This is a genomic window from Gorillibacterium massiliense (genome assembly GCF_000455485.1).
Taxonomy (GTDB): domain Bacteria; phylum Bacillota; class Bacilli; order Paenibacillales; family NBRC-103111; genus Gorillibacterium; species Gorillibacterium massiliense.
In genome coordinates this window covers 1-13,319 of record NZ_CBQR020000017.1, presented here as the reverse complement: position 1 = coordinate 13,319, position 13,319 = coordinate 1, and the positions used below count along the sequence as shown (strand labels likewise).

The following is a 13,319-nucleotide window of genomic DNA, read 5'->3' as shown; positions in this document are numbered from 1 at the left end:
CTGCCATTCTTCCCACCTCCTTGCCATAATCCTAAACCGTTTAAACTGCTTTCACTTAAAGAAATCGGCCAAGCCGGCCAACCGGGGATCGATTGTCTCCTGTCGGCAGCCGCAATCGCGCTCATTCCGGTTCGTCCCGCAATCGGGACACAGGCCTTTGCACGTCTCGCTGCACAAGGGAATGTATGGAATCGCCATCCAGACCGCTTCCTCGACGTACGGCTTGAGATCCACTTCATCCTCTGATACCAAGTGTAAATCCTCTGCCTCTTCCTCATCAGGAGCCGGAGCTTCCCGAGTGAATCTTTCCCGGAAGGGGATCCGCAAAACATCCTGGACATCTCCAAGGCAGCGAGAACAAACCATCGTAACCGGAATCGTAAGCGTACCTTCCACCACAACCGTTGGGAAGGCGAATGTCGCCGTCAAGTCAGCGTTCACTTCACCAAAGGAAGTCAAATCCTGACGACCACTGAGAAAGTCAGTCAAATCGACGGATTCACTCACGCGGACGGCATGATCCTTCACCGCCAAGTCTTTCATGTTGATTATCATGGATTCACCCCAAACAAACAAAAATAATTATAGCGATATTTGGTTACCGTTGTCAACCTTTTATGCATGACAGTCGATATGATATAGTCGAACCATAGATTCCTTAGTAATTTGGATCGGAACATTTTGGATCGGAGGCTTTCGGTGAAGACTGTCGGGATCATTGTCGAATATAATCCGCTGCATAACGGCCATGTCTATCATTTTGAACAAGCGAAAAAGATAACCGGAGCCGACGGGGTCATCGCCGTCATGAGCGGGCATTTCCTGCAGCGTGGCGAACCTGCGGTCGTCGGCAAGTGGGCGCGGGCGGAAATGGCCCTTACCATGGGCGCCGACCTGGTGCTGGAGCTGCCCGTCGCCTTCTCGCTCATGCCCGCCGAATGGTTCGCCTATGGCGCGGTATCCGCCCTTGACGCTACCGGCGTCGTCGACGCCCTCGCCTTCGGCAGCGAAAGCGGCGATATCCGCTGGTTCGAGGCGCTGGCCGCCGTCTTGTGGGACGAGCCCGATGCCTTCCGGGCCCGTCTGAAAGAGCGGCTCGCCGCCGGAACCCGCTACCCCGCCGCGTACGCCCAGGCCGCCGGCGACTTCGTCGGCGCGGATGCCGCCGGCGGCCTCTTGCAGCCCAATAATTCCCTCGGGCTGCATTACTGCATGGCGCTGAAGCGCCTCGCGAGCCGCATCCGCCCGTACACGGTGACCCGCCACATGGCGGGCCACCATGATGCGGAAGCGGCGGACAGCGCGATCGCCAGCGCCACGGCCATCCGCCGCCTGCTCGCTGGCGGCGGGAACAGCGGCGGCGGCGCCGACGGCCTCGCCGCCGCCCGCCCGTACATGCCCGGCTACGCCTCCGCCATCCTGGAGCGGGAAGCGGCGGCAGGCCGGGCGCCTCTCAACTGGGAGCGCTTCGCCGCTCCCCTACTGCATACCCTCCTCACCCGCCCACCTCAAGAATTAGAGGCTTTATACGAGGTTACGGAGGGGTTGGAGCACCGGCTGCAAAACGCTCTTCCCTCTCTTCAATACGGAAAGGGCGTTAAAGTCAAGCAGCTGCTTGACGCTGTCAAAACCAAACGGTATACCCAGACAAAGTTGCAAAGAACGCTGTGCCGCATTCTTCTCAACCACCGGAAGGACCAATTGACCCGACCGATTCTGGAAGAAGGCACGCCCTATTTGCGGGTGCTGGGCTTTTCCAACAGGGGTCGGGAACTGCTCAAGCAAATGAAGACAACCGCGAAGGTTCCCGTCATTACCAAAGTTCCCCGCGACCCGCATCCCCTGATGCGGCTCGATATCGAAGCTGCGGCAGTATACGCTGCAGCCTACCGTGAACCGGCTGCAGATGAGCTGTTCCGTGATTACTATCAGGCTCCCCTCAAGAAGGATATCTGATTCTATCTGGTTTTTAACCGTTTGCGAAAAAAACGCCTCTTCCGTTGTCGGCTATTGACGAAGCCCCCACCAACACGGAAGACAGGCGTTTTATTTGGTTTGCGCCGGTTTCTCCGGAAGCTTGCTCAAGTAATCAAGCGCATCAGCAAGAGTACCGACAGGCACGATCTTCATGTCGGTGCCGATTTTTTTCGCTTGGTCTTTCGCCGTTGTATAGTTCAGAATCGGATCGAATTTTTTGATCCCCTTCCAGATATAAATCCTTCGGCGCGAAGAAAATTTCCGCATGCTCCCGGTCCGCCGCCGTCACTTTGTATTGAATGCCGCCGATCACCCCAACATTACCGTCTTTGTCGATAGTGCCGGTTCCCGCGATGCGGTAGCCCTTTGTTAAATCCTCGGGAATCAGCTGGTTGATAATCTCCAGCGTAAACATAAGCCCGGCTGACGGACCGCCGATTTCCCCTGCATCAATGCTAACCTGTTTGGTCGGATCATCTGAACGAATACTCTGCATCAGAGCGGGCGTTATGCCGATTCCAGAACGGGGCGGCGCAGGCGACGCTCCCGGTGACGGAGATTCCTGAGGCAAGGTACCTAACGCAATTTTTGCCGTATGCACATCGGTCCCCCGCCGAAATTTGATCTCGACGCTGTCCCCGGCCTTTTTCCCGCTTAAATACTGGATCAGCTGATCTGCGGACTGCAGGACCTGACCGTCCACTTCAAGCAAATAATCACCGACCCGCAGGACGTCTTTGGCCGGCATGCCTTCCACCAAATGCATGACCATGATGCCGTCAGTCTTGATTTTATAGGGAAGCTTCAAATGGGCATAGGCAGCCTCCAAAGCGCTGCTCTGGGAGGTAATCATACTGTAAACCTGACGCTGATCATACTCTTCGTCGGTTTCTCCCTTATTGAGAACGGTCTTTTTTTCTTTGATCTCCTCATGGTTCCACTTTGCCCATATATAGGCGGCGGCATTAGGTTCCAGAACGCCCACCGTCGTCAGCAAAAATGCGCCTTTCTCTTCCGCTGTGCCCTGTGAGGTGGTCTTGACCATAGGCAAAACCGCCTCGGCTGAGCCGGGCTGGTAAATATAATAGGGCATCGGCACGAAAAACAGGAAATAAGCAGCCACGCCTCCAAGCAGAAAGGCGATGACTACCTTCCACGCTTTGCTTCCCCTGCGAAAAAACCTTCCTTCAAGCTGGGACATCGGTTTCCTCCTCACCCTTCAGTCTCTCTTCATCCGTCAAGGACAAGTCTATTCATCTGAAGGTCTGCGTACATATGTAAAAGATTGAACATTTTGGTGCTGCTATTTTGATGAACGAATTCGAGGTGGTTTCTTTTGGCTCGCTTCAAACTTGGGGAGCAAAGCGCGACTCTCGCCTACGGTGCGCTGGCTATCCTGCTTGTCGCCCTTTTCATTATATACCCGAGCGATACGTTTCAGTCTTCCCTTGCGGGTCTGAGGCTGTGGTGGACGCTGGTTTTTCCGGCACTCCTGCCTTTTCTCATCCTCACCGAAATCCTTTCTGGGTTAGGGGTATTGCAGGCCATCGGCGTCTTGTTCCGTCCCTTTGCCCGGCTGTTCTTCGGAATGCCCGGCAGCGCCGGCTGGGTGATCGCCACCGGTCTAACCGCCGGCTATCCCGCTGGTGCCGTTTTAACCGCCCGAATCACAGCAAAAGGCGAGTTAGCGGCAAAAGATGCCCAGAGGTTGTTGAACCTTTCGCATTTGTGCAATCCATTAGTCATGGTCACCGTCGTAGGCGCAGGATTTCTCGGCAGCATCAAAGCTGGTTTATTCATTGCCCTGGTTCATTATCTATCTGCGGCAGTGTCTTCGCTTATCATGAGGTTAGTTCCAACCCGCACCCAATCTAATATACCTCTCCATGAGACAAAAGGCTCGGAAAAACGCCTGAATTTTTTTCAGGTACTCGAAAAAAGCCGCAAAGAGGACGGCAGAGCTTTTGGCAAACTGTTGGGAGACGCTGTCTCTAAAGCCAATGAAACACTGATGGCACTCGCCGGATTCATCATTATTTTCTCGGTACTCGCCAAATTGTCGCTTATCCTGCTGCTTCCCTCCGGCATTTCCAATACCGTACAAAATCTGCTTCCCGGTATGCTGGAGCCTCATCTCGGCGGACAAGCGGCTGCTCGGCTAACCTTAGATTTTACGACCGTATGCGCTAGTATCGGAGCCATTTTAGCTTGGAGCGGATTTTCCCTGCATGCCCAAGTCATGGGTCTGATCCATCGGACAGGCGTCCGGTACGGGCCTTTTTTGGCTGGGCGTCTGCTTCATGCTTCCGCCGCCTTTTTCCTGAGCTTTGTTCTGGCTAACCCGCTATCCCAATGGCTCGAACGCGCTCAGATGAGCTTTGGAAGGTTATCAGCGTCCCCGATTGCTAACTTAACCGCAGCCAGTCAGCTGCATCGTGTCTGGATGTCCGCCGGATGGACGATGGGCTTGTTTGCGGCAGGGCTCGTCCTTATGCTGCTTCTATCCGGAGTGGCCATGTGCCTGAAGCCGTTTTTAAAACGATCCGCTTAACTGACCGCATATGCGTGGCCGTCACTTTTTCGACCGTTATTCACTAGTTTTTCGTCTACCCGAATATTTCGACTGCAAAGCTTTCTCGACTGCTTCCGGCACCAAGTCGCCCACCGGTCCGTCAAACATGGCAATTTGCTTCACGACACTGGAACTGAGGTAGGAATATTGGCTGCTCGACATCATGAAAAATGTCTCGATCTCTTCCGAGAGCTTGCGGTTTACCGAAGCCATCTGCAGTTCGTATTCAAAATCGGAAACCGCGCGCAAGCCTTTGATGATAACGTGGGCTTTCTTTTCCTTCATATAATGAATAAGCAGATCGTCAAAGTTATCGATCTCCACGTTAGGCATATCCCGGGTAACCTCTTTCAGCAGGTCCACCCGCTCTTGAACGCTGAATAGTGGATTTTTGCTCGTATTGTTTAATACCGCGACGATAACCCGGTCAAACACCTCGGAGGCCCGAGCAATGATATCCAGATGTCCGTAAGTGACCGGATCAAAGCTGCCCGGACACACGGCAACGGACGGTTCATACTTGATGTTCTTCATTTGATTCCTTTCCCCCCTCGCGATCGTCGCTGGAAACTGCCGGTTCATACCGGTACAGCGCAACCGCTGTTTCTCCATATACCGCTCTTCTTTTCTCATAAAACGAGCCGATCTTCTCCGCATAGCGGTAGCCGGATTCATATTCGACCACAACCGTCGCTCCGCTCTCAAGCAGTTCCGATTCGGCCAGTTGCAGCATCAGTTCTCCCGCCTGCTTCAACCGGTACGGCGGGTCCAAAAAAACCAGTTCAAAACGCATGTCCCGTTTCGCCAGAACTTTGATCGCCCGGAAGGCGTCGTTGCGGTATATTTCCGCTTTATCGGCAAGCTTGGCCGCTTCCAGATTGTGCCGCACGACCTCGATGCTTGTCCTGTCCTGGTCTATAAACACAGCGTGATCCATCCCCCTGCTAAGGGCTTCGATACCCAAACCACCGGTTCCTGCAAATAAATCCAACGCATTTCCCCCGGAAAAATAAGGCCCGATCATGCTGAACAACGCCTCTTTTACTTTATCCGTCGTCGGGCGGGTTCCCGTACCGGGAACAGCCTTAAGCGGCCTGCCCTTTGCCGAGCCAGATATGACTCTCATTCCATCACCCGCTTTTTCAATTGGCGTCTTCGCTATCGTATCACAAGATGCAAAAACGTCAAAAAAAATTTCCATCCCATGTATATTTCTCCTGCCTGCAGGTCATCCTTATACCAACGGCGCGAGAGTGCCGTAGACAACCGCGGAGAAGACTTAATTCCCCATAAGGCTTCGTCCGGTTTCTCCTCTCCCATGAAGGGCCTCGTCGAAAGACGGGGTCCGATTTTTTTGCGGATTCCCCTTCGTTCTTGCCGATATCGTCGCCTTAGTCGTCCTCGTCTTCCTTCTCCGTTTTTTCTTCACGAAATTCAATTGATGTCTGGCCAAAGATTTGATCAAATGGTGTGTACCGGCTGTCAGGAATGCACGCGACTCCATTCTTGACCGGTTTTGTATTTATGGTATTACCAAAACCGCCTTAAAACAATACCGAATTCCTATCTGATCTTTTTGAATATAAAAGCGCCGACGGTGGTCGGCGCTTTTGCCTGCAAATGGATTCGACGGCGTCGAACTTGGGCGATTCCATGATTTAGAGAAATCAAAACCCGCCTAAATACTTGGAATAACAAACGACTCTCCGCACGGACGGCCGGATACGAACGGCAGATTTCCCCCCATCGGTGGGGTTTTGATCAGTGGAATCTTCAAGAACGAGAGGCGAATTGTCCTCTTTGGATGGCTTCGAATTTACCTCCAGCAAATATACCCGCCCATGGTAATCCACCGCGAGATCGATGCCCAGCTCGGCAAAATGAGCATCGCTGATTTGCGTTTCTATGCCTTTTGCAATATCAACCGCCACTTTCTTGAGCCGAGATGACGTAGCGCTTCGTAAATGGACTGGAAGATTCCCCGCGGAAAAAGCTCCGTCAACCGTCGTCAGCTTGCCTCCCCGGGCCAGATTGGATACGAACGTACGGCTGGCGGCTATGCGGGCAACGATAGATGTCAGTTTCCATTCGCCCTTGCCGTTTCGCTGGACCAGAGCGCGAAAGTCGATGGGTGAGCCGGAAGAGGTAAGCAGATCGATTCCTTCTTGAATAATGTACTTCGCTTTCTTAAGCCGGGGTCCCAATGATTTAAGCATGGAAGGGAAACTGGCAAAGTTCATCTGCCTGATTTTACCGTCGTTGCCGGCAATATGGCTCTCATACCCGCCGCTTCCTCCTCTGCGAACCCGGATAATCCCTTTGCCCAAACTGCTGAGTACCGGCTTGAGAAACACGGCGGCATGCCGGTTCAACATGGCACGCAGCATTTTTGACCCTTGATAGGTATAGGACTCCGGTAAAACCTCCGCTACGTCCGCTTCCTTTTTTAGAGCACTGAAAACCTCCGCTTTATCTAAATAGCGTTCATTAAACACAACCGAGTGGTATTGCGTCTTCGCTTCAGAAATGAAGCGCTGCACTTTCGTGCTCTTTTCAACGACTCGCGAGGTCAGCCGATTATAGAGGGCATCGGGATAAGGAAACATGCCTTTTTTCCAACCCTTGTTGTAGATTAGGCCAGCGATTCTTCCCCCACGCTCTTCAAGCTGATCTGCGCTAAAAAAATAGACCAAGCCTCCGGATAGCCGAGCAGCTTCCGTCAATTCCCGGGCGAAAGAAGTAACATTTCCGAAAGGCCGCAGCATATTGGAGCTGATTTTGCGCAGCATAACCCCTACGATGGGGCCAACGGATAGAGTGCGCTGGTTTAGATTATATTTCAGGCACAAGGTATTCTCATCGGAGAGTCCTGTGCGTTCCGCCAGATTCGCGTGGATCTGGACGCCGGCGTTCCCCGTTGATAACACCCGCACCGTTTCCTGAATGGACCCAACTTTAAAAAGAAGCGACGTTCCTTGCGGGATCTTGTATTTTTTTATAAGCGAAGAGCTTACTCTGATCGTTTGATCATCCATTGCGCCATTGATGGAAATAGAAATTTTCGTTTTTACACTTGCCATGTCGCATCCCCTTTACAAACGGGCTATCAGCAAATACATGTCTACGCATTTTAAGGTATGACGACGTTTCGCGAGGGGTGCGGGTAAACGTAACGGAGGAAAGATAAACGGCAGACGCCGTCTATCTTGACATGACCTTTTATAGAAAAAAAGACTTCCCCCTGCCATGAAAATACGGCAAGGAGAAGTCTTTTATGAATTACCAATTCGCCCGATTGAGTGGCTTAATACGGCCGTCCGCCGCCGACAAAGCGATAACCCCAATGGGTCCCTTCAAAACTCGTGATTTTCACGCCGCCGGATTCTTTGCTGTACGTTTGGATGAGTTTATTGTTGCCCATATAGATGCCGACGTGGGTAATTTTTTTCTGAGATGCGGTGAGTCCTTTATAACTAGATGCGCTTGTCCCACGGTAAGCGCTGAAGAAGACGATATCGCCCTTTTTCAGATTCTTGATGTTGGTGGTGTAGGTGCCGTGCTTCTTGATGTAATCCGCTTGGGAGTTGGCTCCACCGGTTCCCATGTTGATCCCTGCGCCATCCCGATAAGCCCACATAACAAATTCAGAGCAGTCCATCGATGTTTTGGTGGCTCTGCTGGAGCCCCAAACATAAGGAACCCCGAGATATTTTTTGCCGGCCTCGATGACCTTGTTCCCTATTGTCGGGTTATAGGCGGCGGCAGCTTGTCCATGTCCTGAAAAACCAAATACAGCAGCTCCGATCATGGCAACCAGCGTCAACGTCTTTACCCATTTCGCATTTATCATGATAGTCCCTCCTGTTATTAGGTTTGTGTTGTTCTGTGGTACTTGGCCATTGTAACGAATGAGCCGCACAAAAGAAACCCGCAATATCTTCCTTATCTGGCATATATGCCGCAAGCGCAGCATTAGTAGATGTATGAAATCGGCGAAGCCGCCTGAAGCTTAACCTAATGGAAAGAAGGTTTTTTCAGGGCGGAAATATCGCTCATCGTCTATACACAAAAAAAAGCGGCTCCGCCGTTGAACGGAGCCGCCTTTCATCTTCACCAAATTCAATCCTCATCTTCTTTCGCTGCCATTCTCTGCTATTACATCTCTTCATCCGTAGCTTCGGTTATTTCAACGCCCTTTTCCTTATTGCGCAGTTTCCGAGCTAAATACATGGAATATTGAATCGGCCGCTCAATGGATTTACGATAAAGCTCCATATTGCCCATGCCTTTAAATATTTCCCGACCCGGTTTTGGATTAACTTCAATGAGCCATACCTTGCCCGATGTATCGATTCCGATATCCAATCCATATTCCATCATGGAGCCAAATTCCTGTTCGATAAAATGAACGACAGCGAATGCCAACCGTTCGCATTCATTGCGGATGGATGCTGCCTTTTCCGCTCCGAAGGATTTGACCATCAGCTCGTTAAAAGGCTGTGCCCGTCCTCCGCCATGCAAATTTGAAGTTGCGCTGCCCACAGGCCCGGTCCGGACACCCATCCCGGTAACATCCCATTTGCCTTCTTCATTTTTCTGGATAAGCAAACGGGTATCCGATACCCGGCCAGGCACCAAATCCAGATTCAGCCCTTGTTGGATCATGAAATTGCCATTGCGAATCCTCTGGGAAACCGTCCAATGGTTAAGCCAGGCCATGAGTCCACTCTTGGTATGAAGGATCGCCCTTCTCGTGCCTTGCCTGAGGTCTCTTCCTGAAACTTCATACCGGCTGCCTATCGACTTCACCTTGACGATGCTGCTGCCGCCGGTCCCGTTTCCGGGCTTAATGTACAGAAGTTGATGCTTTCTCAACATATTCATCAGATTATTTTGTCCGTATTCCACTGTTTCCGGAATCCAGCGCTTTAAAGAATCTTCCTGCATGAACATCTGAGTCACTTTCCACTTATGAGTAAATTTGTTGTTGGCATACGTAAAAAGCTTGGAATTGCGAATGGAGGAATAGCCGCTCCCGCCCCTGCGGTGACGGTCGATAACCGTTTCCGGCCAAGGGTAATAGCGCATCTCCCAGCCTCCGGTATCCGTAGGCGTTATGCCGCGAATCCTTCTCATTCTCGTATCAATATCCATCGGCGAAAATAAAAATACTTGCGCTCCCAGCCGGTTGCCAGCCCGGATCAGATTGCGGAAGTAGCCCGGTTCGCTGAACTTGAAGCCGTCTCTCCAAACCAAAATGCCAATGAGTGGTTTTTGTCCTTCCGCCAATTCTGCTCACTCCCTTGCCAATCTTCGGTTAAAACGAAGATAGCGGAGTATTTTTTGGTAGACCGACGGTTTTCCCAGCCATTTAAAAATATGCGGATCCGGTTTTGTGTTGACTTCGATAATCCAGGGCTTCAGGTCCGCATCAAGGCCGATATCAATGCCGAACGCATGGACAAAAGGATATCCCTTTACCATGTGCTCAGCGGTCAGCACACCCAGATTGTTCAACCGTTCGAGAAACGCTGGAAGCTCTTGACTGCTCATATGGGACTCCAGCAAAGCCTCAAGGGGCAACGGGGTGCCGCCGCTATGATAATTCGTCACAATTTTCCGTGGATGTGCCAAGCGTCCGATAATCCCAGTGGTCTCCCAGACTCCTTCCGGATTCCGTTGCACCATAACCCGGATATCAAAAGGCCGTTTGCGAATTTTCAGAAGAGGAATGCCCTTCTGCACCAGATGCCTGCGTTTCGAAGTAATCTCGCTCAATGACCGGTACATCCGATTGAAGCTTGAGAAACGGTGTTCCTCTTTTTCAAGTTGGTAGCAGTAGGTTCCAGGATCTTCAACCTTTACTCGCATAACCCCGCGGCCTGCTGTGCCGTTATCCGGTTTTACGTAGACGGTTCGGTATTTCATCAAGAACTGATGTAGGTTTTCAGACGTTTCTTTAATGGTATCGGGAACATGCTCCGCCAATTCGGAATGTTCAAGCAAATAACGTGCTTTTCCCAGCTTCGTATTTGGGTAAACGGACCTTCGTGCCATGGCACCCTCCATATGAGTTGCGTATTACTATGTTGTATGAAGGGATTCCTAGCTTTGCTCCGGTTGTATGCCCATTCGCCCATCCGCTGGCAGGGACACCCAGGTAAAAAATAAAGGTCAGTTCCGCGGTTAGCACGATGCACTCCGAGGAATCTGCCTTTACGATCATCCAATCGTTATCGAAACATGCTCCATAACCGAATCAGATGGAAGGTATTGTTCGGGTCTATTTTCTGGGCGAGGACAAATTGGATCGCATTTTCCTTCTCCCGGTCTGTCAGCTTCTCACCCAAGATAACCGCGATTTGGTTTAACAACCAACTGACTTTGGCGCGGTTCTGCAGATCAGCTTTGGTGACACCGTTAAGCTGATTTTTTACCCGCTCTTTTAATACCGGGTTTTTCATCTTCCATTTGATCCGTTCCACAAGCTCCGGCGATATGCCAAAATTCTGATAGCTCACTTACGGCGCACCTCCCCGTATTCATCTTCCCATTGTATGTAGGAGAGGCTTGTCGATGAACCGTCAGTCAAGCCGATCTTCACTAAAAATTCCTTCCCGCTGCAAAAATTGGCGCAGGGGCGCATAGGCGCTACCTGTCCAGAATTCCTGCCGGGCAACCAGGTCGGCAGCATCATCACGGGCTTCTTCCACCGTTTCAAAATCTGCCGCCAGATCGGCGACGCGGAATTCAGGCACCCCGCTCTGCTTCGTACCGAAGAAATCTCCCGGACCCCGCAGTTCAAGATCCCGTCTTGCGATCTCAAAGCCGTCGCTCGTTTCCGTCATCGCTCTGAGCCGCTCTTTTCCTACCTCACTCTTCGGATCAGCGATGAGAATACAGTAGGATTGATGTCCGCCGCGGCCTACACGTCCCCGGAGCTGATGAAGCTGAGACAGTCCGAACCGATCGGCATCGTAAATCACCATAACCGTCGCGTTCGGCACGTCAACTCCCACTTCGATGACGGTGGTGGAGACCAGCACCTGAACCTGGTTGCTGCCGAATCCCTGCATCACTTCATCCTTCTCGGCTGCCGCCATGCGGCCGTGGAGAAGACCGACGCGCATTTGCGGAAAATAATGAGAAAGTTGGGCATGAAGATCGATGGCATTCTGGACGTCCAGCTTCTCCGATTCTTCGATCAAAGGACAGATCAGATAAGCTTGGCGTCCGGCTTGCACTTCTTTTCCGATAAACCGGAGGATTCGTTCCAGCATGGAGTGGCCAACGGCATAGGTCTTAATGGGAATGCGGCCTTTGGGCAGCTCCTTTAAAGTGGACACATCCAAATCTCCGAAGGCTGTAATGGCCAGCGTTCGGGGAATCGGAGTCGCCGTCATCGACAGTACATCGGGATTCATGCCTTTTCGCCGCAAGATGGAACGCTGGTTGACCCCGAAACGGTGCTGCTCGTCAGTCACGACAAGACCGAGGCGGCGGAAATAGACATCCTCTTGAATCAGCGCATGGGTACCGATCACGATATCCGTCAGGCCCATTTCCAAAGAGGCGAGAACATCCCGGCGCTGTCTATCTGTCAAACTGCCTGTTAGAAGCGCAACTTGGATGCCCCATGGTTCGAAAAGCTTCTCCAAGGAACGCTTATGCTGCTCTGCTAAAATTTCCGTCGGCACCATAAACGCTCCCTGACAGCCTGCCTTTACGGCAGCAAAAAGGGCGGAAGCCGCCACAACGGTCTTACCGGAACCAACATCCCCTTGGAGCAGGCGATTCATGCAATGGGGCTGCTGCAAATCCTCTAATATTTCCGCCAGCACCTTGAGTTGAGAATCCGTCAGGCGAAAGGGTAGGGTACGGACAAATTTCCTTACTAATGGCAAATCCACCTGATGGGCGACTCCATCCGCCCTTTTGCGGTTCAATGCCCGGTAAGCCTGCATCTTCAACTGGAAGAAAAACAGCTCCTCATACACCATGCGTTTGCGGGCTATCTGCCCTTCCTGCAGATCCGCTGGCTGATGAATAACAGCCATCGCCTGACGGCGCGGGAGCAAGCCGTGCTTGTCGATCAGTTCCGAAGGTAGGATTTCTTGCACCATCGCTCCGTATTGCGTAAGCGCCTGAGCGATGGTTTTGCGCATCCAATTCTGCGTGATGCCGCCGCCGACCGAGTAGACCGGCTGCAGCGTTCCGCTGCGGCCAGCTCCCCTGCCGGGAAATTCCGATTCCGACACGGATATTTGCAGCCGGCGAGCATCCCATTTCCCAGTCAGCACAATCTCCTCGCCTGGACGTAGCTTGTCTTTGAGAAAATGCCGATTAAACCAGATCGCCGAAATCAAAAACCGGTCAACCACGACTTTACAGGATAATCTGGATTTGGTACGTCCGTACATGTTTAAAACCGGCTCGCCATACAACGTTCCTTGAACGGTGATCTTTTCCCCGTCCTTGACCGCAGCCAAATCCCTGAGCCGGTAATCTTCGTAACGGAACGGATAATAGTCAAGAAGCCCGCCGGCGGAGGTGATCCCCAGTGCGCTGAGATCCTCCGCCTTTTGCGGGCCGATACCGTGAACTTCACGGACAGGAATTTGATATAGATCCATCATAAGGCAGGAATGACAAAAATGCCGACAGTTCCCGGACCGCCGTGTGCCCCGATAACTGGTCCCACCCGCGTGCGGACAACTGATTTCACGTTGAATTCTTTTTCCACCAGCGCACTGAATTCCTCGGCAGTCTC

13 protein-coding genes are annotated in these 13,319 nt (G+C 52.0%); 2 read left to right on the top strand and 11 right to left on the bottom strand.

The annotated features are described in order from the left end of the window. Positions 1–51: 51 nt before the first annotated feature. Positions 52–555, bottom strand: coding sequence for a YceD family protein (locus tag TJ79_RS01990; RefSeq protein ID WP_040948614.1), 504 nt, complete (start codon positions 553–555; stop codon positions 52–54). Between the two features lie 144 nt (positions 556–699). Between TJ79_RS01990 and TJ79_RS01985 the strand changes: the two genes are divergently transcribed. Then, positions 700–1,956 (top strand): nucleotidyltransferase, encoded by a 1,257-nt coding sequence (locus TJ79_RS01985; RefSeq protein ID WP_040948613.1) that lies wholly within the window; start codon positions 700–702, stop codon positions 1,954–1,956. Positions 1,957–2,098: 142 nt separating this feature from the next. Here the strand turns inward: TJ79_RS01985 and TJ79_RS01980 are convergent, their stop codons facing one another. After that, positions 2,099–3,178, bottom strand: coding sequence for a YlbL family protein (locus TJ79_RS01980; protein ID WP_052339180.1), 1,080 nt, complete (start codon positions 3,176–3,178; stop codon positions 2,099–2,101). Positions 3,179–3,313: 135 nt separating this feature from the next. Here TJ79_RS01980 and TJ79_RS01975 point away from each other — a divergent pair, with 135 nt between their 5' ends. Further along, positions 3,314–4,528, top strand: coding sequence for a nucleoside recognition domain-containing protein (locus TJ79_RS01975; RefSeq protein ID WP_040948612.1), 1,215 nt, complete (start codon positions 3,314–3,316; stop codon positions 4,526–4,528). A 36-nt stretch (positions 4,529–4,564) separates the two neighbouring features. On the opposite strand, the gene coaD is transcribed toward TJ79_RS01975, so the two are convergent. From coaD to TJ79_RS27015, 9 genes are all read right to left on the bottom strand, one after another. Then, entirely contained in the window at positions 4,565–5,083 is a 519-nt protein-coding gene (coaD, locus tag TJ79_RS01970) for a pantetheine-phosphate adenylyltransferase (protein ID WP_040948611.1), read from the bottom strand. Beyond that, on the bottom strand, positions 5,064–5,675 hold the full coding sequence (gene rsmD, locus TJ79_RS01965; RefSeq protein ID WP_040948616.1) for a 16S rRNA (guanine(966)-N(2))-methyltransferase RsmD: 612 nt from the start codon (positions 5,673–5,675) through the stop codon (positions 5,064–5,066). The genes coaD and rsmD overlap by 20 nt, the downstream gene beginning before the upstream one ends. Before the next feature lie 541 nt (positions 5,676–6,216). Then, entirely contained in the window at positions 6,217–7,629 is a 1,413-nt protein-coding gene (locus TJ79_RS01960) for a YheC/YheD family endospore coat-associated protein (RefSeq protein WP_040948610.1), read from the bottom strand. 224 nt (positions 7,630–7,853) lie between these two features. Further along, complete coding sequence (locus TJ79_RS01955; RefSeq protein ID WP_052339179.1) at positions 7,854–8,399, bottom strand: C40 family peptidase; 546 nt, start codon at positions 8,397–8,399, stop codon at positions 7,854–7,856. A gap of 305 nt (positions 8,400–8,704) precedes the next feature. After that, on the bottom strand, positions 8,705–9,838 hold the full coding sequence (locus TJ79_RS01950) for a YheC/YheD family endospore coat-associated protein (protein WP_040948609.1): 1,134 nt from the start codon (positions 9,836–9,838) through the stop codon (positions 8,705–8,707). A 6-nt stretch (positions 9,839–9,844) separates the two neighbouring features. After that, a complete protein-coding gene (locus TJ79_RS01945; RefSeq protein WP_040948608.1) occupies positions 9,845–10,606 on the bottom strand; it encodes a YheC/YheD family protein in 762 nt (253 codons plus the stop codon). A 176-nt stretch (positions 10,607–10,782) separates the two neighbouring features. Then, positions 10,783–11,070 (bottom strand): stage VI sporulation protein F, encoded by a 288-nt coding sequence (locus TJ79_RS01940; protein WP_040948607.1) that lies wholly within the window; start codon positions 11,068–11,070, stop codon positions 10,783–10,785. A gap of 63 nt (positions 11,071–11,133) precedes the next feature. Beyond that, positions 11,134–13,185 carry an ATP-dependent DNA helicase RecG gene (recG, locus tag TJ79_RS01935; RefSeq protein ID WP_040948606.1) on the bottom strand — a complete coding sequence of 684 codons (2,052 nt, stop codon included), beginning with the start codon at positions 13,183–13,185 and terminating at the stop codon, positions 11,134–11,136. Next, positions 13,182–13,319, bottom strand: a 138-nt coding sequence (locus tag TJ79_RS27015; protein ID WP_202903267.1) for a DegV family protein, incomplete at its 5' end; no start/stop codon positions are given. The genes recG and TJ79_RS27015, both read right to left, overlap by 4 nt.